Raw genomic sequence first — 22,269 nt, forward strand, 5'->3', positions numbered from 1 at the left:
TTCGCTGCGCATATGCGTCAAATTAGGTGCTGGATCAAGAAATTTTCAGCCTGTTCCGCCGACCACACTATGAAGTTACTGCCGCAGCGCGACGGAGATGGCGTCGAGGCCGCCGCGCAATTCGGCTTCCGTCGGCCAGCCAAAGCCGACGCGGAAGAAGCGCTTTTCCATCTCGAACCAGTGGCCGGGTCCGACATAGGTGCCATGGTTTTCCAGCAGGTTCGCATAGAACCGGTCGAGGTCGAAGCCGGGTTCGACATTGAGGCGCGGGAAGCCGACGACGCCGCCTTCGGGCCGCACCCAGTCGACCAGCGGTTCGCGGTCGATCCAGGCCTGGACGATGTCGCGACGCTTGGCCATTTCGGGCAGCAGCGTCACCAGGAAGGCGTCCCGGCGCTCGAGCATGCCCCGCGCAATGCCTTCGTCGATGACGCTGCCGCAAATGCCGATCTGTTCCTTGGCGGCGAGGAATTTCTCCTGAAGCACCGCATCCCCAGTGATCAGCCAGCCGATGCGGATGCCGGGAATGCCGAAGGCCTTGGACAATGACGAGACGCTGATCGCCTTCGGGCTCAGTGAGGCAGCCGTCGGCAGCCGCCGACCGTAGGAGAGGTCGCGATAGGTTTCGTCGACGAGCAGATGGCAGTTGCTGCTTTCGGCAAGCGCCACCAGGGCATCGAGTTCGGCTCGGCTCATCATCGTGCCGGTCGGGTTGTGCGGGCAGGTGACGCTGATCAGCTTCGTGTCGGGCCGCATCGCCGCCTTGACGCGTTCGACATCGATGCCGAAGCCTTCCTCGAAGGCCAGGTCGACAAAGCTGATGGCACAGCCGATCGCCCTTGGGGTTTCGATGTTGGTGGCGTAGTTGGGCCTGATGACGACGAGATGGTCATTGGCCGACAAAAGCGAGGTCGAGATGATGAACAGCGCGCCGGCGGCACCGGCGGTGACCAGGACATCATCCGGTGAAATGCCTGCATCCTGCGCCGATATCAGTGCACGCAACTGCTTGTCGCCGCGATGCTCGCCATAGAAGAGCGTGAGATCAGGCAGTGACAGGCCGATGTCGGAGAGCTTCTGGTCGGCGATCGAACTTTCCGAAAGATTGTAGCGGATACGGTCGTAGCCGTATTCTTCCGGCGCCTCTTTCTCGATCACCATCCTGGTGTAGTTCATGGCTCACTCCCCAAGGAACCCGTCCAGCCTATCCAAGCCATAAAAACATGAAGCCTGCCAAGGCGAATTCGCCGGCAGGCTTCAGTTCCAGTCGTCCTAACTGTTGGCTCAGGACTGAATGTTCAGGCCGAGGCCTTCGCCTTCCTGCCCTTGGCGGGCGCCTTTACGGGGGCGGCCTTGCGGCCAAGGCCGATCGACTTCGCCAGCAGCGAACGCGAGGCCGCGTAGTTGGGAGCGACCATCGGATAGTCCGACGGCAAGCCCCATTTGGCGCGATAGGCGTCCGGCGTCAGGCCGAAATGCACGCCCAGGTGACGCTTCAGCGATTTGAACTTCTTGCCGTCTTCGAGGCAGATGATGAAATCGGGCGTCACCGACTTCTTGGGGTTGACCGCCGGTACCAGAGGGGCAGCCACCGGGACCGCAGGCTTGCCGAGCCCACTTATCGAGGCGCTGACGCTGGCGATGAGGTCGGCCAGGCCGGAGACGGGCAGGCGGTTCTTCTCGACGTAAGCGGACACGATGTGGGCGGTCAGTTCGAGCAGATCGATGTCTTTACGGGCACTGTTGCTATCGTCGGTCACTCTATTTCTCCGTCTACAGCGAATGACCTGAAAATCGGATTCGACTTCCGGAAAGGATCATGCGCGAAATCAAAATGCTATGGCGTCCTTCGTGCGTCCACGGAACGAATGGCGTTGTTGTAACGCGGAATTCCTAGTCGGCAAATCTGCGTATTGCAACGACTTGATGGCAGGTCACACGTTATTTTGAACAACTATATTAAACAATAACAATATCAGACTATCAGCGCCTTGTCGCGCCACAAACGAAACCCACCTTCGAAGGCGCGTGTGTTGTCGCCGCGCCTGGAGTCGGCGGGCAATTCATCGAGCTTGTCGACGTTGCCGCCGCCTATCACGACATAGTCCGGCTGCATGGCGGCACGGAGCCGGTCGACGACGTCGAAGACGTATTTGCGCCATTTCTTCTTGCCGCGCTTTTCCAGGCCGCGTTCGCCGACATAATCCTCGAAACTCTTGCCCTTCTTGTAGGGCAGATGCGCGAGTTCCATCGGTTGGGCGACGTTGTCGGCAATCATCGCCGCACCGAGCCCGGTGCCGAGCCCGAGGAACAGCATGCGCCCGCCCTCGTAGCTGCCGATGGCCTGCATCAGCGCGTCATTGACCACTTTCACCGGTTTGCCGAACGCAGCCGCGAAGTCGAATCCAGCCCAGCCCTTGCCGAGATTGGCGGGGTCGGCGAGCGGCCTGTTGTGATTGACCGGGCCGGGATAGCCCATCGAGACGACGTCGTAGGACAGGCCTTCGGCGAGCTTGTTGACCGTATCGATCATCTGCCGCGGCGTCAGGTCCGGCCCTGAATCGGCGCGGCGCTCCTCGCCGCCGGAGCTGGTGAGGATCTTGACGTGCGAGCCGCCGATGTCGATCGTGAGCACGATCTTTTCAGGATCCGGCTTCTCGGTGCCCGATGCCGGTTGTTTCACTGCCTTGGCCATCGTGTGGTCCTCTCACTTCACCGGATCGATCCAGCCATTGGGCGGCCCGAACCCGGCCATGACGTCCGCGGGTCCCCATGTGAGCGGCTCGTAGAGGTGCGGCGGCGTGGTGTCGCCAAGCACCGGGCCGACGATGCGCCAGGCCAGTTCGCTGGCGTCCTGGCGGGTGAACAGCTGGCCGTTGCCGTTCATGGCGTCACCGATCAAGCGCTCGTAGGGCGGCATGTCGCCCTTTGAGTCGTCGAGCGCCGTCAGTTCGACCTGCTCGCCGATCATGTCGTCGCCCGGCGCCTTGCGCTGGGCTCCGATCGCGATCACCACTTGCGGATCGATGCGGAAGCGGACGTAGTTCTGGTCGGCGGGCTTGATCGGATCGAAGACATCGAGCGGCGGCCGTTTCAGCCGCACCACCACTTCGGTGACATGCACCGGCATGTTCTTGCCGGCTCGGATGAAGAACGGCACGTCCTGCCAGCGCCAGGTGTCGACGAAGAAACGCACCGCCGCGAAGGTCTCGACGGGCGAGTTCGGCGCCACGCCCGGTTCGGCGAGATAGCCGGTGAACTGGCCACGCACGACATCGTCCCTGGTCAGCGTCCTGATCGCGCGCAGCACTTGCACCTTCTCATCGATCAGATCGTCGGCGGAACGGCCGACAGGCGGCTCCATGGCAAGCAGCAACAGGATGTTGAGCAGATGGTTCTCGATGACGTCCCTGATGCAACCAACATCGTCATAGAAGCGGCCACGTCCCTCGACGCCGAAATCCTCGGCCATGGTGATCTGCACGCTCTCCACGAAATTGCGGTTCCAGATCGGCTCGAGGAAGGAGTTAGCGAAGCGGAAATAGAGCAGGTTCTGGATCGCTTCCTTGCCCAGATAATGGTCGATGCGGAAGATCGACTGTTCGTCGAACACCAGATGCAGGACCCGGTTCAGCCAGCGCGCCGATTGCAGATCGTGACCGAAGGGCTTTTCCACCATCAGCCGCGCGCCATGCGCGGTGCCTGACTGCTCCAGCCCCTGGACGACGGTCTCGAACATGGTCGGCGGCACCGCCATGTAGTGCAGCGGCCGCTGCGCGGTGCCGAGCGCGCTTTTCAGTTTCTCGAACGTCGCTCCATCGCGGTAGTCGCCGCTGACGTAGCGCAGCAGCGAGGCAAATTTGGCGAACGCTTTTTCGTCGATCTTGCCCAGCGCATTGACGATGCCGTCGCGGGCGCGCGCCTGCAATTGCTTGAGGTCCCAGGCGTCGAAGGCGACGCCGATCACCGGTTCGGTGAGCGTGGCCTTGGCGACCATCTGGTAAAGCGCTGGAAATATCTTCTTGTGGGCGAGGTCGCCGGTTGCCCCGAAGAGCACCAGCGTGTCGGACCGTTCCGGGCTCATCAGCGTGTCTCCCCTGTCGCCGTCACTTGCCTGCCTTCGGCTTTTCGACATGGCCGCCGAAGGCATAGCGCATGGCGGACAGCAGCTTGTCGGCGAATTCGGATTCGCCTTGCGAGGAGAAGCGGTCGAACAGAGCCGAGGACAGAACCGGGGCCGGCACGCCGGTGTCGATCGCCGCCTTCAGCGTCCAGCGGCCTTCGCCGGAATCCGAGACGCGGCCGCCGAAATTGGCCAGGCCCGGATCGCTTTTCAAGGCGCCGGCAGTCAGGTCGAGCAGCCAAGAGCCGATAACGCTGCCATGCCGCCAGACCTCGGCCACCTGGGGAAGGTCGATATCGAACTGGTAATATTGCGGGTTTTCCAGCGGACTGGTCTCGGCGTCCGCCGTCCGTTGCCGCTTGCCGGCATTGGCCGACTTTAGGATGTTCATGCCTTCGGCATAGGCGGCCATGACGCCATATTCGATGCCGTTGTGCACCATCTTGACGAAGTGACCGGCACCGCTCGGTCCGCAATGCAGATAGCCGAAGGGCGCGGTGCCGGCATCCCTGGGCGGATTGGAGCCGGCATCGGCGCCCGGCGCCAGCGTGGCGAAGATCGAATCGAGGTGCTGCACCGCGACGTCGGGACCACCGATCATCAGGCAGTAGCCACGCTCCAGGCCCCAGACGCCGCCACTGGTGCCGACATCGACAAGATGGATACCCTTGCCGGCCAGTTTCGCGGCCTGGTCGACGGCGTCGTGGTAATAGGAATTGCCGCCGTCGATGACGATGTCGCCGGGCTCCATCAGGGCCGCCACCTGGTCGATGATCCTGCCGGTGATCGCCGCCGGCAGCATCAGCCACACACAGCGCGGCTTGGCCAGCTTGCCGACGAATTCTTCCATCGAGGCCGCCCCTAGCGCGCCGTCGGTCACCAGGGCCGCGACGCTGGCCGGGTTGATGTCGTAGACGATGCATTCATGGCCGTCGCGCATCAGGCGCCGGACCATGTTGGCGCCCATCCGGCCCAGTCCCATCATTCCGATCTGCATGGTTTCGTCCCTGTTTCCTAATAGATTTGCGGGGTTTATCGAGGGAAGGTCTACTGGCTGTCCTGGTCGCCTGATATGACGGAGAAGTCGACATTCTCCCAATCGCCGGTCCCCGGCCAGAAAAAAGTGAAGGTCAGCGTGCTTCCCTCGGGGAGGCTTGCCGCGGGCAGGTCGGCAAGATGGATGCCGAAAGCATTCTCTGCCGTCTGGCTGTCATGGACGGTTGCCCAGTTGTCGGTGCTCCAGTGGACTGTAGCCCGGTCCAACAATTCGACACGCAGCGTCTTGCCCGCCGGCATGGTGCGGATCTTGTTGTTGAACCGCCAGGTTCTGAACGGCGATACGGTCTTGTCCTCGATATAGCGCTTGACGCCTTGCGGTGGCGTGTCGAAGACCGCGCCGTCGCGCAGCGAGCGCAACAGCTTGATATGCTCCGAATGCGCCCAGACCAGCGGCATGGCGCTGCCCGAGGGGCGGCCCTGCAGCAGTTCGCGTTCCGGCAGATCGGCGCCGTCCCAGACCTGCTCCGGCAACAGGCCGCCAGGGCCTGCGGACCTTTCAAGCGTCGCCAGCAGGCTGGCCGCGCTTTCCTTGCGCCCCGCTGCCAGCTCATAGTGGGCGCGTTCGCCGGCCAGCAGCGGCCAGGGGCGACCCTGGCCGGTGCCATCGAAAGGCGCGCCGTCTTCGTGCTCGCCATAGCCGTCGCTGTTGTAGCGATACCAGAGCGGCCCTTGCGGTAACTCGCAGCGCAATTGCGCGTCGATGACCTTGACCGTGCCGACGATGCGCGGGTCGTCGGCTGCCCGCAGACCAAAGCGGACAAGTGCCAGCGCATCAGGGCTGACGATTTCCTCGGCCGGCCGGTCGGTGTCGCCGGGCGGCCGGTTCTTGATCGGGACGTAGCCGTCCTTCGGCGAACCGGCCTCGGCGCTGTCGGTCGGCGCGATGCGGACATAGTAGCCTTCGACGCCGACTTGACCGCAGATCGCCGTGCCGGTGACATAGGTCCAGTGCTCGACCTGGTCGTTCCAGACGTCTGATGTCTCGCGCAGATAGGCCGCGGCGTCCTGCTTGCCGCAAGCGTCGAGCAGGTCTGCGGCGGCAAGCAGTGCGGCGATTTCGACCGCGAGCGTGAACGGGCTGTAACCGGCATCTTCTTCCCATCGATCTTCGCCCGTGACCGGCCCATTGCGCACGACATAGCCGGCGGCGTTCTCGATCATCGGCAGGAAGGTCATGAGCCTGGCACGCGGCAAATGGCCGGCGCGGTGCAAAGCATCGGCCAGCAGCAGCGGAAAGGCGCATTCGTCCATCTGGATGCCTGGCCAATAGGCCGATCCGTCGAGCCAGGCGTTCTGCGGCCAGTGGCCGTCCGGCTGCTGGATGGACCTGAGGTAATCGAGGATTTGCAGGGCCGAGGCAGCATCGCCGGCAGCAAGAAAGCCGCTGGCCGTCTCGGCCAGATCGCGCGGCCAGACCAGATGGTAGCCGCCGAGGTCGTCGTCACCCTTGTTGAACCCCCACGGGATCGACAGGCTGGCGACCACGGCGCCCGGTGTGGCGATCGACCGGTGCGTCGCCAGTACCGCCGTCGAGACGCGATAGACGTTGATCCCGGGCACCGCGTGCCGGTCCAGCGGCAGCAAGCCTTCTTGCCAATTGCGCCAGTTCTGGAGGTAGGATTTCGCCGCAGGTTCGAAACCCTGCTTCAGGCTGGCGAAAGCATGTTCCGCGGCCTCGTCGGGCGTTGAGCCAAATCCCAGCGCCAGCAAAGCCTTGGTCTCGGTCGCGGAAAAGCCGATCTCGCCCGTCAGCGCGACATTGCCGTCCTCGGCCCGCTGGTATGCAGCATCGAGCTCACCTGTGTTGTGGAGTTGCTGCCAGCCGTCGGAAAAGCCGACATAGCCGGCCGAACCGGTTCGCCAGGGCAGCGACGAGGCCAGCGCCAGGCAGGAGCCGCGCCCCGAGGCGAACAGCACGGGCTTTCCCTCGTGCTCGCCGACCCAGGCGGTGTTGCCCATGCCGGCATTGACCAGATGCGGCGCCAGAAGCGCGTAGACGCGGTAGTCACCGGGCACCCCTTTCAGCGCCGTGAAGGTGATTTCCTGCAGCAGCGCCGGGCGCGCCGGGTCGGCGAGGATGCGCTTTTCGATCCGCCAGGCGCCGTCGCTCGCCGTGTTGGCCAGCCGGTAGGCGGGCACGCCGTCCTCGAACAATTCGATCGTATGCACGGCATCGCGTTTCTCTTCCGAGAAATGGCCGCCGGGGCCGGTGACGATCAAGCCGAGGTCGCGGGTGCAGGCGCTGTCGACGCGCGGATAGTAGATTTCGTTGAGGATGCCGTGGCTGATCGTGAACCAGATCCGGCCGGCCGGCGAAAGCGACGTTCCGACGCCACTCTTGGCGCTTGATGTCCAGCGCGCCGGGATTCCCGGGGCGCCCGGAGCAACGTTTTGCGTCACTGGCATTCTGTTTCGGTCTCCTGGCCTCCTCCCTAGACCAGGACACGAACCCTTTACAATCATTGCACCGCAAGTTGATCGGGCGGGGCGGCAGGGCAACGAATTCGGGCTAACGGGTTCCTTCGGAGCCTTCGCCTGCGCTGACGGAGCATCAAACGAAAAACCCGCCTGTGCGGCGGGTCACTGGCGCAAATCAGCACCATGGACAAAAATGTACCATAGCTGAGGGCACGGGGTCAAGAAAAAATTCCTATTGCTGGCACAAAAGCTGCCGACACCACCGGACTGTCGTCAGGTCCTTTGTCAAGCTGCGTGCGCAGCCCTATGGCCGACCGCGCCGTCGTTGACAGCGGCGGCGGCATGCGTCCACTATTTCCCGGCACGGGAGGATCGTGAAAGCAATGGCGGAAGTGTCCCTGGTCCTGATCGACCGGCTGCTGGCGATATCGCGGGCGCTTGCCGGCCATATCGATCCCGGCACGGCGTTCCGCGCGACAGCCATCGAGATCGGCTCGCTCATTCCGCACGACCACATGGATCTGGCGGTACTGTCGCATGATGGCCGCCGGCACGCCTGTTACGAAGCCGGCTTCCACACCAGCTGGAGCGAGCTTGCCCAGCACCCGCTGCCGACCGAAGTCAGCCCGATCCGCTCGGTGCTGTGGGGCGAAGTCCCCTATCTGCTCGCCGACGACGCGTTGAGCGACGAGCGGTTCCATTTCGCCACCGCCATCGATGGTCCGATCTTCGCCGCCAGGTTGCGCAGCCGCATCGTCGTGCCGCTCAGGGCGCGCGGCGGCATCATCGGCGCGCTCAACATCAGCCGGCACGAGGTCGACTGCTACACGCTTGCCGATGTCGCGGTCGCCCAGCAATGCGCCGACCTGATCGCGCCCTACATCTTCGCGCTGATCCAGACCGAGGAGGCGCGCCGCGCCATGCTGGCCGAGAGCGAGGCGCGCAACCGCGTCGAGCTGCTGCGGGTCGGCGCCTCGCAATTGACGGAAGGCATGGAGCGCGAACGCCGGCGCATGGCCATGGATCTGCACGACCAGACGCTTGCCGATCTCGCCCGCATCGCCCGCCAGCTTTCGGCCCTTCGCGGCCAGGGCGTGGCGCGGGCGGCACAGCTTGCCGATCTCGAAAAGGAGGTCGCCGGCTGCCTGACGGAACTGCGCCACATCGTCGACGACATGCGGCCGAGCGTGCTCGAACTGTTCGGGCTGCGCGACGCGGTCGAGGCGCATCTCAACCGCAGCGTCGCCAGGGCCAAGCCGCCGATCGCCGTGCGCATCGCCGACACCAGCGACGGCGGCGCCGACAGCCTGTCCGAGCCTGTCCGCACCGCGCTCTACCGTATCGTGCAGGAAGCGATCAACAATGCCGTTCGCCATGCCGCGCCGCACCGCATCGATGTGCTGCTGGCGTCGACCGCGAGCGTGCTGCGGGTGATCGTGACGGATGACGGCCAGGGCTGCGGCGCCGTCGACCCGGCCGCGTATGGCGGCATCGGCCATATGCACACGCGGGCAGCTCTTATCGGGGCTCGGCTGCGTATCGGCCAGGCCGCCCGCAAGAACGGCGGCACCCGTGTCGTCGTCGAGATCGACCGCCAGCGGTCGCGAGAATTGGCGGCGGCTGCAGCGGTGCCTGGCGAACTCGCCGTATCGGAGGTCATGTGATGCTTGTGATGATCGCCGAGAATGACGGGCTGCACCGTAGCTTCGCGCGGCGAACGGTGGAGCAGTTGTGGCCCGGCGACGTCGAGGTGATCGAAGCGAGCGACGGCGAGGACGCCATCCACCTGGCGGCCGAACGCGAGCCACTGCATGTCGTGCTCGATTTGCAGATGCCGAAGGCGACCGGGATCGAGGTTGCCAAGGCGATCTGGAACCGCCGCGCCGGCACCCACATCCTGTTCTGGTCGAATTTCGCCGACGAAGCCTATGTGCGCGGCGTGGCGCGCATCGTGCCGCCCGGCTCTGTCTACGGCTATGTGCTCAAATCGGCGACGGAGGAAGGCATGCGGTCCGCCCTGCGCGGCGTTTTCCGCGAAGGCCACTGCATCATCGACCGCGAGATCCGCGGCATCCAGCACCGCGTGCAGGACAAGTTCGAGGGCATCACCGACGGCGAATATGAGAGCCTGATCGACATCGCGCTCGGCCTGACCGACCGGGCGATCGCGGCGCGGCGCGGCCTGTCGATCCGTGGCGCGCAGAGCCGCATCAAGCATTGCTACGACAAGCTCGGCATCGTGCCGGCGGAGGACGGCGCCGGCGATGCTTCCGTGTTCAACTCGCGGACGCGGGCGATCTATCTCGCCATGGCGCGTGGCCTGATCAACATCGACGCACTGCGCCGCGAACAGGACCGGCTCGATGCCTGGCTGGCCGAGCACTGAAACAGAGGCGGCCACAACCCGGAACATCGGAAGGTCCGGCGCATTGCTAGTGAACGCCAACTCAATGCCTGCGGACTCGAAGTGCGACCCTCATTTGCAGATTCATGGCACCTGGTGCGTGAAAGCGTCATCGGCTTCATCGACGACAATGCTCTTAGTCATGGTGCGGCGATGGCCTTCTATGCTGCCACCTCGCTGGCGCCGATCCTGCTGATCGTGGTTGCGATTGCTGGTCTCGTCTTTGGCCATGATGCGGCACAATTGGCCTTGTCCGCGCAGTTATCGGGGCTGATGGGACCGGAAAGCGCCGATCTCCTCAAGACTGCCCTGGAAAGTGCGTCCGGCAGGCTGTACGGCACCTGGGCCGCGATCATAGGGCTGGTCACATTGCTGGTGGCAGCGTCTGGCGTCTTCGGCGAGATGCAGCAATCGTTGAACACAATCTGGAAGATCGAACCGCAAGGCAATTCCCTGTCGCGTCTGGTGCGGGCACGGGCCGCCAGTCTGGGGTTGGTGGCCGCACTCGGGTTCCTGTTGCTGGTCTCTCTCATCGCAAGCGCTGCGATTTCGGCACTGGGCGCTTTCATCAACGCCCATCTGCCGTTCGGAACGATCATACTCAGCGGGATCAATGGCGTCGTTTCGTTTGCGCTTATCTCCGTGATGTTTGCCGCCATTTACAAGGTTTTGCCCGATCGAACCCTGGAATGGCGCGATGTGGGGATTGGCGCTGTCGGGACCGCGGCCCTGTTCACATTGGGAAAATCGCTTATCGGCTGGTACATCGGCACCAGCGCGATTGCGTCTTCATATGGCGCCGCCGGCGGCCTGCTCGTCATATTGCTCTGGGTTTACTACTCGTCGGAAATTTTCCTTCTCGGTGCCGAGTTCACGCGCACCTATTCCGTTCGGCACGGCAGCCGGTCCGATCTGAAAACCGTGGTTCACAGCCCTCTGCCCACGCAGCACGACTCATTTCGCGCAGGGCAAAAGTCCAACTCTGCCGGCGTGGTCGTGCTCGTGGCGGTGGCGTGCGCGAGCGCAACCTTGACCGCGCTTTTGCGGAGTGTTCGCCGGCCCTAGTCCGACGTCGCCGCGTCGCAACCGATGCGACGAGGTGTCCGCAATTTGTCGGGTTTGTCGCTGCTCTCATATGCCCTGAATGCCTGACTAGACCCTGCGCGACTGTGCAAACGCACAGTCGGCCTTGCGCTTTGACCCGTATCGCCTCGGCGGCGCCGCAACTACGCTCGACCCCAACAAGAAGATATATCGGGGAAGCGTTCATGCCATTCGCCACCATGCGGATTCGCGCCGCCGGGAGCCTGTGATGTCGGTGCCGGCGCGCACCCGCCATTCCGGCCTGGACGACGTTGTCGGCGACGCGACCATCGAGACGCTGGCGAGCGGCTTCGGCTTCCTCGAGGGCCCGGTCTGGCACCCCTATGAGAAATGGCTGGTTTTCTCCGACATTCCGGAAAGCCGGATGTATCGCCGCAATGCCGAAGGCGAGATCGAACTGTTCCGCGAGCCGAGCCACAAGGCCAATGGCAACACGCTGGACCGCCAGGGGCGGCTGGTCACCTGCGAGCATGCGACGAGCCGCGTGACCCGCACCGAGCCCAACGGCAGCGTGACCGTGCTTGCCACGCACCATCAGGGCAAGCAGCTCAACAGCCCGAACGACATCGTCGTCGCCACCGGCGGATCGATCTACTTCACCGATCCGGGCTATGGCCGGAGGGAATTCTATGGCGTGCCACGCTCTCAGGACCTGCCATTCCAGGGCGTCTACCGCATTGATGGCGACGGCGCCCGGCTGACATTGCTGGCCGACGATTTCGGGCAGCCGAACGGGCTGTGCTTTTCGCTGGACGAGTCGCGGCTGTTCATCAACGACACCGCACGCGGGCACATCAGGGTGTTCGGCGTCGAAGCCAATGGCGACCTCAATGGCGGCGCGGTGTGGGCAGCAGTAACCGAGGGCGAGGGGCCGGGAGCGCCCGACGGCATGAAGATCGACAGCCGCGGCAATCTTTACTGCACCGGTCCCGGCGGCATCCACATTTTCGACGCGTCGGGCACCATTCTTGGCGTCATTCGGACACCCGAAGATTGCGCGAATTTCACCTTCGGCGACGACGATTTGCAAAGCCTCTACATTACCGCGTCGACGTCGCTGTACCGGCTCAGGGTGCGCGTGCCGGGATTGAGACTGTTTTGAGCTCGCGACAATCCGTGCTCAAATCAGATTGGGAGTGAGGCCGGGGTCAAAGCCGGTGGGAATGCAGCAGTCAACACATCTGGGAGGATAACGACATGAAGAAACTGTTCGTTCTGGGCGCTCTGGCGGCAATGCTCGCCTCGGGCACGGCACTGGCCGACACCAGTGGCAAGAAGATTGCTTTTTCCAACAATTATGCCGGCAATTCCTGGCGGCAGGCGATGCTCGACAGCTATGGCATCGTCACCAAGAAGGCGGTCGCCGACAAGGTCGTCGGCGCGGCCGACATCTTCACCACCGCCGACAAGGAGGTGCCGACGCAAGCGGCGCAGGTGCAGAACCTGATCTTGCAGGGCTATGACGCGATCGTCATCAACGCGGCCTCGCCGGATGCGCTCAACGGCGCCATCAAGCAGGCCTGCGATGCCGGCATCGTCGTCGTCTCCTTCGACGGCACCGTGACCGAGCCTTGCGCCTACCGCGTCGTCGTCGACTTCAAGGACATGGGCAAGCAGGAAGTCGAGCAGATGGCCAAATTCCAGCCCAAGGGCGGCAATCTGCTGGAAATCCGCGGCCTTGCCGGCACCTCGATCGACGATGCCATCCATGCCGGCATCCTCGAAGGCGTCGCCGCTCATCCCGAGTTCAAGATCGTCGGTTCGGTGACCGGCGACTGGGACCAGACGACGGCGCAGAAGGCAGTGGCAACCATCCTGCCGTCGCTGCCCGACATCGTCGGCGTCGTCGACCAGGGCGGTGACGGTTACGGCGCGGCACAGGCCTTCGCCGCCGCCGGCAAGCCGCGCCCGACCATCATCATGGGCAACCGCCAGGACGAGCTGCAGTGGTGGAAGGAGCAGAAGGACAAGGACGGCTACCAGACCTGGTCGGCCTCGATCGCGCCCGGCGTGTCGTCGCTCGCCTTCTGGGTGGCGCAGCAGGTGCTCGACGGCCGCACCGATATTCCGCACGATCTGCTGGTGCCGTATCTGGCCTTCACACAGGACGATTTCGAGGCCGAGCTGCCGAAGATCCCCAAGGGCGGCGTCGCCAGCCACGAATACACGCAGGAAGACGCGATCGCGGCCATCAAGGCCAATATCAAGTGAGTGTCGCCAAGCGTTGCCGTCCGTATGGCCAAGCGAGTATCGTTGAGCATGCCTGAAGGGAACGCTGACATCATCAGACTGAACGGCGCCGAAAAGCATTTCGGCGCCGTTCGCGCGCTGGACGGCGTCGATTTTCACGTCGGCCCCGGCGAGTGCGTCGGCCTCGTCGGCCACAACGGCGCCGGCAAATCGACGCTGATGCACATGGTGGCGGGGACGCTCGTGCCCGACAGCGGGCAGATCGCCGTGCATGGCGACACCGAGGACAATTACTCGGTGTCGCGCGCGCAGCTGCTCGGCATACGCTGCGTATTCCAGGAGCTGTCGCTGTGCCCCAATCTCAGCGTCGCCGAGAACACGCGCATCAACCACGCTTCGCTGCGCGGGTTTGGCTGGCGGCGCAAGGCGGCGGAGCTGATCGCCGCCAAGCTCGACGAGATTTTTCCGGGCCATAGCATCTCGGCGTCGGACATTGTCGGCGACCTGTCGATCGGCCGACGCCAGATGGTGGAGGTGGCGCGCGCCTTCACGGTCACCCAGGATCGTCTCGACCTAGTCATCCTCGACGAGCCGACATCATCGCTCGACGCGCATACGGCGGGCCAATTGCTGGCCTTCGTGCGCCGCTTCGTTGCCGGCGGCAAAAGCTGCATCCTGATCTCGCATGTGCTGGGCGAGGTGCTGCGCAACGCCGACCGCATCGTGGTGATGCGCGACGGCAAGGTGGTTGTCGCTGACGCCGCCAGTGCCTTCGACCGCGACCGGCTGGTGACGGCGATGGGCGGCGCGGAAGCGCGCCAGAAGATCGCGGCGCAAATCGCTGCCGCCAAGCCCGCCGCCAGTCCGCTGCGGGTCCGGGCGCGACCCGCCGCGCAGAAGGACGGCACCGACCTCGTCGCCTGTGCCGGGGAGATCATCGGCCTTGCCGGGCTGGCTGGCCACGGCCAGACCGACCTGCTGCTGGCGATCTTTAGCGCGGCATCGCGCGCCCGGGCCGGTATCGAGGTGACCGCACCCGTGGCGCTGGTCGCCGGCGACCGCCAGTCGGACGGCATCTTTCCGCAATGGTCGATTGCTGAGAACATCGGCATCCGCTCGCTGGCGCGGCTGCGCAGCGGGCTGCTGATCTCGCCGCAGCGCGAGGCCGAGCTTGCCGCATTCTGGCAGAAGAAGATCGGCATCCGCACGCCTGATATGAACAACAACATTTTCTCGCTGTCGGGCGGCAACCAGCAGAAGGCGCTGTTTGCGCGTGCGCTCGGCTCGGATGCACAGATCGTGCTGATGGACGACCCGATGCGCGGCGTCGACATCGGCACCAAACTGGAGGTCTACGACCTCGTGCGCGAGGAGGCCGCACGAGGCCGCACCTTCCTCTGGTACACCACGGAAACCGAAGAGCTCGACAATTGCGACCACATCTATGTCTTCAAGAACGGCCGCATTGTCGCCAATCTGGGTCGCGACGAGTTGACCGAAGAGAAGATCATCCAGTCCTCCTTCGGCGATGCAGCCTGAGATGACGGCCGCCAGCCTCGACACCGCTGCCAGGACTTCCGCCGAACGTGGCGCGCTGGCCCGTGCCCGCCTGTTGCGCGGACTGCTGCCGGCGCTGTCGCTGGCGCTGGTGCTGCTCGCCATCGCCTGGCTCAACCCGCGCGCCATCAGCTATTTCGGCTTCAGCCTGATGCTGAATCTGGCAATCCCGATCGCGTTGGCGACGATCGCGCAGATGTTCGTCATTGCCGGAAACGAGCTCGACCTGTCGATCGGCACCTTCGTCGGCTTCGTCGGCTGCGTCACGGCGACCTGGCTGAAGGACGCGCCGCTTATCGGTGCCGCCATCCTGCTCGGATCGATCGGCGTCTATGCGCTGCTCGGCGCGCTGATCCATCTGCGCAACCTGCCTTCCATCGTGGTGACGCTTGGCATGAGCTTCGTCTGGCAGGGGCTCGCCATTCTCGTCTTGCCCAAACCGGGCGGCAAGGCGCCGGACTGGCTGCTCGGGCTGATGGCGTTCAAGCCGCCTTTCGTGCCGTTCCCGATCATTGCGGCACTGCTGATTGGCCTCATCGTCCATTTCGGCCTGATGCGCACCTCCTATGGCGTGATCCTGCGCGGCTCGGGCGGCAATCCGGCGGCACTCGGCCGCGCCGGCTGGTCGCTGCTCAAGACCAAGATCGTGCTGTTTGCGCTCGCCGGCCTGTTCGGCGTGCTGTCGGGCATGGCGCTGATCGGCATCACCACCTCGGCCGATGCCAATATCGGCAATGGCTACACGCTGCTGGCGATCGCCGGCGTCATCCTCGGCGGCGGCGAATTCGTCGGCGGACGGGTGTCGCCGATAGGTGCTGTGATCGGCGCGCTGACGCTGGCGCTGGCCGCCTCGCCGCTGCTCACCTTCATGCACATTCCACCCGACTGGCAGGTGGCCGCCAACGGCGCCATCCTGATCATCGTGCTGGCGGCGCGGGTGTTGATCAGCCGCAGGGAGAGGTGAGCGATGACATCGGTGAAATCGCTGCTCAGCAAACCCTGGATCTGGTCGTTTCTCGGCGCGCTTCTGGTGTGGCTGGCGACGATCGCCTTCACCGGCGGCTACGGCGCCGGCGGCATGGTGACCGCAGCCCTGTCGCTGGCGGTGTTCACGGTCATCGTCGGCGTCGGCCAGATGTTCGTCATCACGCTCGGGCCGGGCAATGTCGACCTGTCGCTGCCGGCCAATATCGGCCTTGCCAGCGCTGTCGCGATGAAAGTGATGGACGGCAATGATTCGATGATCGTGGTCGGGGTGCTGGCGGCGCTCGCCTGTGGCGCTGCGGTCGGCGCCGTCAACTATCTGCTGATCTGGGCGCTACGCATTCCGCCGATCATCGCCACTTTGTCGGCCAGCTTCATCATCCAGTCCATCGACATCAGCTATGGCCGCGGGCTGCAGATCAAGCCGCCTCCCGGCTTCGCCGATTTCGCCAACTGGCAGGTGCTGGGCATTCCGGTGCTGGCGATCCTCACCGTGCTGTTCACCATCGGTGCGGCCATCGCGCTGCAGCGCATGATCTATGGCCGCTCGGTGCTGGCGATCGGCCAGAACATCCGGGCGGCGTGGCTCGCCGGCGTCAATGTCGGCCGCATCCGCTTCCTCACCTACACCCTGTCGGGCGCACTCGGCGGCATCGACGGCGCGCTGCTCGCCGGCTATTTCCGCGGCGCCAATGTCGATATCGGCAATGAGTACCTGCTGGCTTCGATCGCCGTCGTCGTCATCGGCGGCACGTCGGTTGCTGGCGGCAAGGCCAATGTTCCCGGCGTCTGGGGCGCGGCGCTGTTTCTGGTGCTGCTGCTCACCATGCTCAACACCTTCGGTGTCAGCGCCGGCGTGCGGCTGCTGCTGACGGGGCTGATCATTGTCGGGGTGATCACGGCGGCGGGCGGGCAGAAGGCGGTGCGCTGAGGCGCCCTGCAACCGTAACAACCCAGACATGGCGGCGGCAGTGGCCGCTGGTCGGCCAGGCACCTCAAAACCGGTAATCGTTGTACCAGGCCGACACCCGGTTCCCCTCGGCGTCATGGCGCTGTAAATCCCGTTCGCGCGGCACAGCCGCTGAATAGTGCTGGGAGGTTTGCGTGTCCGATTTCCTCAGGATCCACCGCGACGGCGATGTCGCCATTGTCACCATCGACAACCCGCCGGTCAACGCGCTGAGTTTTCATGTCCGCGAGCCGCTGATGCAGGCGCTGGTCGAGCTGGGGGATGATGCGTCGGTTGCCGCCATCGTCATTGCATGCGCCGGCCGGACCTTTGTTGCCGGCGCCGACATCACCGAATTCGGCAAGCCGATGCAGCAGCCCGAACTGCGCGCCATCGTGGCGACGCTGGAAACCGTCGCCAAGCCGACGGTGGCCGCCATCCACGGCACCGCGCTCGGCGGCGGGCTGGAGCTGGCGCTGGGCTGCCATTTCCGCGTTGCCGACGCCAGCGCCAAGCTCGGCCTGCCCGAGGTCAAGCTTGGCCTGCTGCCGGGCGGTGGCGGCACGGTACGGCTGCCGCGCCTTGTCGGCGCGGTGAAGGCGTTGAAGATGATCGTTTCCGGTTCGCCGATCGGCGCGACCGAGGCGCATGCCGCCGGCCTTGTCGATGCCGTCTTCGATGGCGATCTGACGACGCATGCCGTGAACTTCGCCAGGGAAATCGCCCGGAAGGGTGGTCCCTTCACGCCGGTGCGTGATCGCAATGAGGGACTCAAGGAGACCGACCTCGCGGCTTTCGACGCCGAGGCAACGGACCTCGCCAAAAAGGCGCGCGGGCTCGAGGCGCCGATCGCCTGCGCGCAGTCGGTGCGCAATGCCGTCACGCTGCCCTTCGACGAGGCGCTGGCGGCGGAGCGTGCGCTGTTCGTCACGCTGGTAGCCGGCGACCAGTCACGGGCGCAGCGCCATCTGTTCTTCGCCGAACGTGAGGCGGCAAAGCTTCCCGGAAAGGACATCGTCAAGCGCAGGATCGCCCGTGTCGGCATCATCGGCGCCGGTACGATGGGCGGCGGCATCGCCATGGCTTTCGCCAATGGCGGCTATCCCGTGACCTTGCTGGAAACCAGCCATGAGGCATTGCAGCGCGGGCTGGCGACCATCGACAGGAACTATTCGGTGTCCGTTACGCGCGGCTCGCTGACGGCTGATACCAAGCACGAGCGGCTCGCCCAGTTCAAGGGCTCCACCGACTATGCCGATCTTGCCGATTGCGACCTGATCGTCGAGGCGGTGTTCGAGGATATGGCGGTCAAGAAGGAGGTTTTCGGCAAGCTTGAAGCTGTGGCCAAGCCGGGTGCGATCCTGGCCACCAACACCTCCTATCTCGACATCAACGAAATCGCCGCCTCGACCTCGCGGCCGCAGGATGTGCTCGGCCTGCATTTCTTCTCGCCGGCCAATGTCATGAAGCTCTTGGAGATCGTGCGGGCCGACAAGACCGCGCCCGATGCGCTGGCGACCGTTGTCGACCTGGCGCGGCGGATCGGCAAGGTGGCCGTCGTCGTCGGCGTCTGCCATGGCTTCGTCGGCAACCGCATGCTGGCCGCGCGCGGCTCGGAATCGGAAGCGCTTCTTCTGGAAGGCGCAACCCCGCGCCAGATCGACCAGGTATTCACCGATTTCGGCTGGCCGATGGGGCCGTTCCAGATGGGCGATCTCGCCGGTCTCGACATTGGCTGGCGCAACCGCAAGGCGCGTGGCCTGTCGGCCGTGATCGCCGACACGCTGTGCGAGCAAGGGCGTTTCGGCCAGAAGACCGGCCGGGGTTTTTACCTTTACGAGGCTGGCGCGCGAACGCCAGTGCCGGATCCCGAGGTTGAAGCGCTGATCCGCAACAAGGCCGCCGAGAAGGGCATCGCACCGCGTGCGATCAGTGCTGAGGAAATCATGGAGCGCACGCTTTACCCCCTGATCAACGAGGGCGCGAAGATCCTGGAGGAAGGCATAGCGGCCCGTGCGTCCGACATCGATGTCGTCTGGGTCAATGGCTACGGCTTTCCCACCGGCAAGGGCGGACCGCTGTTCTGGGCTGGCCTTGAAGGCCCGGCCAGGATCATCGAGCGGCTCGAATACTGGCATCAGCGCACCGGCAAGGACGTGTTCAAGCCGGCGCCACTGCTCAAGACAATGGCCGAGACGGGCTCCTGGCAAACCGGCACGACAGCCTGATCGAGCGATGTTTCCAAGCCCGGAGGAATTATCGAATCCGTGCGTCGATGATCTCGACGAAGCGTGCGAACAGGCCGGCCTGCGACTTGATCTTGAGCTTGCGATAGATGTTGCGCCGATGGACCTTCACGGTGCCTGGCACGATGCGCATCGCCCGGGCGATCGATTCCGTAGAATGCCCCTGCAGCACCAGGTCGACGACATGCTTTTCGCGCGGCGTCAGCGAGAGGCTCTGCCAGATATGCGCACGATCGAATTCGTTGACCGCAACGATCGTCTCGTCCTGCTTCGTCTCGGTTTGTTCGTCGGCCGGAAGGGCGGGCCAGCGCAATCTGGCGAAGCTGATCACCGCCGGCGCCATGTCGCGCAGCAATCTGGCATCGGCGGTGCCGAACGGGCCTGAAGCGCGCAGCCGCATCAGCGACAGCACCAGCGCATCCTTGCCCGGCAGCGGCACGAAGAAGCCGACCTCCTCGGCCAGCCTGGTCTGGCTGTAGTAGGAGCGAAAATACTCGCTGGCATAGAAGCGGTCCGGCGCCAGTTCCCGCATGCGCCAGAACCCTTCCTTGCGCTCGACCGCCGCGTGGTGGAACGGGTCGAGCAGATACGGGCCTTCCTGGTATAGCGCAACGAAGACGTGGCTTTCGGCTGGCGAGAAGGTTTCGAACAGCAGCGGCGGGCGCGAGGCGCCGCGATAGCCGAAGATCACGCAGTGGTCGAAGCCGACATGGAGCCGCAGCCAATCGACCAGCGCCTTGCCAAAGAGGTCACCGCTGATCTCCCGCGTCGCCGCGACGAGCGTGGCGAGTTGGCTGTATTCGTCGCTGCGGGACAATTCATACCCCCTTAAACGAGAAAATAGACCAGATATACCACCTGAGAGGTATATACTAGCCGCCATTGGCTCTGGTAGCGTCCCGATATTGCCCTGTTGCTGGAGCCATCAGCCTTGACCGCAGTGCCCGACATCGAGTTTCGCGGCGTCACCAAGCGCTATGGCGCGGTGACCGCGGTCAGCGGCATCGATCTCGCTGTCCCGCCCTCCGCCTTTGTCGCGCTGCTGGGACCATCCGGCTGCGGCAAGACGACCTGCCTGCGCATGATCGGCGGTTTCGAACAGCCAAGCGAAGGCCAGGTGTTCATTCGCGGCCAGGACATGGCCGGCACGCCCCCCTACCGGCGGCCGGTCAACATGGTGTTCCAGCAATATGCGCTGTTTCCGCATCTCGATGTCGAGGGCAACGTCGCCTACGGGCTGCGCCAGGCGCGGCCAAGGCTGTCGACGCGCGAGATCGCCTCAAGGGCGGGCGAGGCGCTCGAAATGGTGCGGCTCGCCGGCTATAACAGCCGCAAGATCCACGAACTGTCGGGCGGCCAGCAGCAGCGTGTGGCGCTGGCGCGCGCCCTGGTCAACAAGCCGGCGGTGCTCTTGCTCGATGAGCCGCTGGCGGCGCTCGACAAGAAGCTGCGCACCGACATGCAGATCGAACTGCAGAACCTGCAGCGCGAGATCGGCATCACCTTCGTGCTGGTCACCCACGACCAGGAGGAAGCGCTGTCGATGAGCGATTTCGTCTGCGTCATGAATGGCGGCCGCATCGTCCAGCTCGGGCAGCCGAGTGAGATCTACGACGAGCCGGCCGACCTGTTTGTCGCCGACTTCGTCGGCAAGACCAATCTCTTGAGCGGCACCGTCGCCGGGCATTCGGGCGATCTGGTTGAGGTGGCGCTTGCAGACGGTACCGTCATTGCGGCGCGCAAACGGACGGCCTTGCGGCAGGGCGAGGCCGTTTCGGTCAGCCTGCGTCCTGAATCCCTCAGTCTCGGCGCCCAGACAAGCGGCCCATTCAAGGGCATCGTCCGCAACCGGATATTTCTCGGCTCGACGGCGGAATACGCGATCGAGGTCCAGGGGATCGGAACGCTGCTGGCCAAGGCCGATCATCTGATCGGCCACGGCAATCTCTTCAAGCCGGGTGAACCCGTCGCCATCGGCTTTGCCTCCGGAACGCCGCTGGCGTTTGCGGAGACCAAGAACAACGGGGCCAACCAGAGGGTAGAAAAACATGTCGAAATCATATCGTGACGGACTGCCGATAAGCCCCGAGAATTTCGTTGACCAGCTGATGCGTTTGAAGCGCGGCTCGATCGGCCGCCGCGACTTCCTCGGCCTCACCGGCCTTGGCATTGCCACGGCAGTGATGGCGCGCGAGATCGGCATCATGCCGACACCAGCCTTTGCCGCCGAAAGCCTTGGCGACCGCATGTCGATCGCCACCTGGCCGAACTATCATGACCCGGCGACCTTCGAGAATTTCAAGAAGGACACCGGCGTTGCCGTCGAGGTCAACGTCTTCGGCTCCAACGAGGAGATGCTGGCCAAATTGCAAGCCGGGGCCTCGGGCTGGAGCCTTTTCGTGCCGACCAACTACACGATCTCGACTTACAAGAAGCTCGGCATCATCGAGCCGCTGGAGATGGCGAAGCTGCCGAATTTCGACGGCTCGCAAGAGGATCCGCGCTTCACCGGGGAAGGCACGATCGAGGGGGTGACCTATGCGGTGCCGAAGAACTGGGGCACCACCGGCTTTGCCGTCAACACCAAGAAGCTGACCAAGCCGATGACGAGCTGGAAGGAGTTCTGGGACACTGCCATGGCGGAAGGCGACAGCCGCACCATGGTGCACGACTACCAGCTGACCACGATCGGCAATGCGCTGAAATATTACGGCTACTCGTTCAACTCGCTGAAGCCAGACGAACTGGCCAAGGCGGAGGAACTGCTGCTGAAGGTCAAGCCGCATCTGTTCGCGGTCTCCTCCGACTACCAGCCGGGGATGCGCGCCGGCGACGCGTGGATGACGATGTGCTGGACGAACGACGGCGCGCAGCTGCATCGCGACATTCCCGAGATCGCCTATGTGCTGGGCAAGGAAGGCGGCGAGATCTGGACCGACTTCTACGCCATTCCGAAGGACGCGCCCAACAAGCCGGCCGGCTACGCCCTGCTCAATTACCTGATGAACCCGCAGGTGGCGGTGAAGGAGCATTTGGCCAACGGTGCGCCGTCTACCGATGCGCGGGTCAACAAGCTGCTGCCGAAGGAGGTGCTCGACAATCCGATCCTCTATCCGGCAGCCGACCTGTTGACGCCGCTGGAATTCGGCGCGGCGGCAACGCTGACCGATCCCGGCCGTGCCGAGCTGATGGCGCGCTTCAAGTCGGCCTGAGCGACGGCCTCAAATTCGATTCA

General features: G+C 64.3%; 18 protein-coding genes. 11 read left to right on the top strand and 7 right to left on the bottom strand.

What is annotated here, in order from left to right:
• Window positions 1-75: 75 nt before the first annotated feature.
• From LB558_RS27500 to LB558_RS27525, 6 genes are all read right to left on the bottom strand, one after another.
• Complete coding sequence (locus LB558_RS27500; protein WP_224700417.1) at window positions 76-1,176, bottom strand: pyridoxal phosphate-dependent aminotransferase; 1,101 nt, start codon at window positions 1,174-1,176, stop codon at window positions 76-78.
• A 122-nt stretch (window positions 1,177-1,298) separates the two neighbouring features.
• Window positions 1,299-1,760 carry a MucR family transcriptional regulator gene (locus LB558_RS27505; protein WP_027037383.1) on the bottom strand — a complete coding sequence of 154 codons (462 nt, stop codon included), beginning with the start codon at window positions 1,758-1,760 and terminating at the stop codon, window positions 1,299-1,301.
• A 215-nt stretch (window positions 1,761-1,975) separates the two neighbouring features.
• Entirely contained in the window at window positions 1,976-2,695 is a 720-nt protein-coding gene (locus LB558_RS27510) for an ROK family protein (protein ID WP_224700418.1), read from the bottom strand.
• Between the two features lie 12 nt (window positions 2,696-2,707).
• A complete protein-coding gene (gene zwf, locus LB558_RS27515; protein ID WP_224700419.1) occupies window positions 2,708-4,084 on the bottom strand; it encodes a glucose-6-phosphate dehydrogenase in 1,377 nt (458 codons plus the stop codon).
• A gap of 22 nt (window positions 4,085-4,106) precedes the next feature.
• Window positions 4,107-5,120, bottom strand: coding sequence for a phosphogluconate dehydrogenase (NAD(+)-dependent, decarboxylating) (gnd, locus tag LB558_RS27520; RefSeq protein WP_224700420.1), 1,014 nt, complete (start codon window positions 5,118-5,120; stop codon window positions 4,107-4,109).
• Between the two features lie 50 nt (window positions 5,121-5,170).
• On the bottom strand, window positions 5,171-7,588 hold the full coding sequence (locus tag LB558_RS27525; RefSeq protein ID WP_224700421.1) for a glucan 1,4-alpha-glucosidase: 2,418 nt from the start codon (window positions 7,586-7,588) through the stop codon (window positions 5,171-5,173).
• A gap of 395 nt (window positions 7,589-7,983) precedes the next feature.
• On the opposite strand from LB558_RS27525, the gene LB558_RS27530 reads away from it, so the two are divergent.
• The 9 genes from LB558_RS27530 (at window position 7,984) to LB558_RS27570 (ending at window position 19,016) form a co-directional block, all read left to right on the top strand.
• On the top strand, window positions 7,984-9,264 hold the full coding sequence (locus LB558_RS27530; protein ID WP_224700422.1) for a sensor histidine kinase: 1,281 nt from the start codon (window positions 7,984-7,986) through the stop codon (window positions 9,262-9,264).
• Window positions 9,264-9,986, top strand: a complete 723-nt coding sequence (locus tag LB558_RS27535; protein ID WP_224700423.1) for a response regulator transcription factor — start codon at window positions 9,264-9,266, stop codon at window positions 9,984-9,986. Before LB558_RS27530 ends, LB558_RS27535 begins: the two co-directional genes overlap by 1 nt.
• Before the next feature lie 114 nt (window positions 9,987-10,100).
• Window positions 10,101-11,069 (top strand): YihY/virulence factor BrkB family protein, encoded by a 969-nt coding sequence (locus LB558_RS27540; protein WP_224700424.1) that lies wholly within the window; start codon window positions 10,101-10,103, stop codon window positions 11,067-11,069.
• Window positions 11,070-11,316: 247 nt separating this feature from the next.
• The gene (locus LB558_RS27545; protein WP_224700425.1) at window positions 11,317-12,210 is read left to right on the top strand and encodes an SMP-30/gluconolactonase/LRE family protein; all 894 of its coding nucleotides are present in this window, start codon (window positions 11,317-11,319) and stop codon (window positions 12,208-12,210) included.
• A 95-nt stretch (window positions 12,211-12,305) separates the two neighbouring features.
• Complete coding sequence (locus LB558_RS27550) at window positions 12,306-13,319, top strand: ABC transporter substrate-binding protein (protein ID WP_224618919.1); 1,014 nt, start codon at window positions 12,306-12,308, stop codon at window positions 13,317-13,319.
• Window positions 13,320-13,367: 48 nt separating this feature from the next.
• Window positions 13,368-14,837: a sugar ABC transporter ATP-binding protein gene (locus tag LB558_RS27555; RefSeq protein ID WP_224700426.1), complete on the top strand. Its 1,470-nt coding sequence runs from the start codon at window positions 13,368-13,370 to the stop codon at window positions 14,835-14,837.
• A gap of 1 nt (window position 14,838) precedes the next feature.
• Window positions 14,839-15,819 carry an ABC transporter permease gene (locus LB558_RS27560; protein ID WP_224700427.1) on the top strand — a complete coding sequence of 327 codons (981 nt, stop codon included), beginning with the start codon at window positions 14,839-14,841 and terminating at the stop codon, window positions 15,817-15,819.
• A gap of 3 nt (window positions 15,820-15,822) precedes the next feature.
• On the top strand, window positions 15,823-16,770 hold the full coding sequence (locus tag LB558_RS27565; protein ID WP_224700428.1) for an ABC transporter permease: 948 nt from the start codon (window positions 15,823-15,825) through the stop codon (window positions 16,768-16,770).
• Window positions 16,771-16,943: 173 nt separating this feature from the next.
• Window positions 16,944-19,016, top strand: a complete 2,073-nt coding sequence (locus tag LB558_RS27570; protein WP_224700429.1) for a 3-hydroxyacyl-CoA dehydrogenase NAD-binding domain-containing protein — start codon at window positions 16,944-16,946, stop codon at window positions 19,014-19,016.
• Between the two features lie 28 nt (window positions 19,017-19,044).
• Here the strand turns inward: LB558_RS27570 and LB558_RS27575 are convergent, their stop codons facing one another.
• Complete coding sequence (locus LB558_RS27575) at window positions 19,045-19,851, bottom strand: helix-turn-helix transcriptional regulator (protein WP_224700430.1); 807 nt, start codon at window positions 19,849-19,851, stop codon at window positions 19,045-19,047.
• Window positions 19,852-19,965: 114 nt separating this feature from the next.
• Between LB558_RS27575 and LB558_RS27580 the strand changes: the two genes are divergently transcribed.
• Window positions 19,966-21,102: an ABC transporter ATP-binding protein gene (locus LB558_RS27580; RefSeq protein ID WP_224700431.1), complete on the top strand. Its 1,137-nt coding sequence runs from the start codon at window positions 19,966-19,968 to the stop codon at window positions 21,100-21,102.
• A complete protein-coding gene (locus LB558_RS27585; RefSeq protein ID WP_224700432.1) occupies window positions 21,083-22,246 on the top strand; it encodes an ABC transporter substrate-binding protein in 1,164 nt (387 codons plus the stop codon). Before LB558_RS27580 ends, LB558_RS27585 begins: the two co-directional genes overlap by 20 nt.
• Window positions 22,247-22,269 lie beyond the last annotated feature (23 nt).

The sequence above is a fragment of the Mesorhizobium sp. CO1-1-8 genome (assembly GCF_020164875.1).
Taxonomy (GTDB): domain Bacteria; phylum Pseudomonadota; class Alphaproteobacteria; order Rhizobiales; family Rhizobiaceae; genus Mesorhizobium.

Coding starts and splice junctions, on each gene's coding strand:
- LB558_RS27500 (WP_224700417.1), bottom strand. CDS start 1,176: ATGAACTACACCAGGATGGTGATCGAGAAAGAGGCGCCGGAAGAATAC.
- LB558_RS27510 (WP_224700418.1), bottom strand. CDS start 2,695: ATGGCCAAGGCAGTGAAACAACCGGCATCGGGCACCGAGAAGCCGGAT.
- zwf (WP_224700419.1), bottom strand. CDS start 4,084: ATGAGCCCGGAACGGTCCGACACGCTGGTGCTCTTCGGGGCAACCGGC.
- gnd (WP_224700420.1), bottom strand. CDS start 5,120: ATGCAGATCGGAATGATGGGACTGGGCCGGATGGGCGCCAACATGGTC.
- LB558_RS27525 (WP_224700421.1), bottom strand. CDS start 7,588: ATGCCAGTGACGCAAAACGTTGCTCCGGGCGCCCCGGGAATCCCGGCG.
- LB558_RS27530 (WP_224700422.1), top strand. CDS start 7,984: ATGGCGGAAGTGTCCCTGGTCCTGATCGACCGGCTGCTGGCGATATCG.
- LB558_RS27535 (WP_224700423.1), top strand. CDS start 9,264: ATGCTTGTGATGATCGCCGAGAATGACGGGCTGCACCGTAGCTTCGCG.
- LB558_RS27545 (WP_224700425.1), top strand. CDS start 11,317: ATGTCGGTGCCGGCGCGCACCCGCCATTCCGGCCTGGACGACGTTGTC.
- LB558_RS27550 (WP_224618919.1), top strand. CDS start 12,306: ATGAAGAAACTGTTCGTTCTGGGCGCTCTGGCGGCAATGCTCGCCTCG.
- LB558_RS27555 (WP_224700426.1), top strand. CDS start 13,368: ATGCCTGAAGGGAACGCTGACATCATCAGACTGAACGGCGCCGAAAAG.
- LB558_RS27560 (WP_224700427.1), top strand. CDS start 14,839: ATGACGGCCGCCAGCCTCGACACCGCTGCCAGGACTTCCGCCGAACGT.
- LB558_RS27565 (WP_224700428.1), top strand. CDS start 15,823: ATGACATCGGTGAAATCGCTGCTCAGCAAACCCTGGATCTGGTCGTTT.
- LB558_RS27585 (WP_224700432.1), top strand. CDS start 21,083: ATGTCGAAATCATATCGTGACGGACTGCCGATAAGCCCCGAGAATTTC.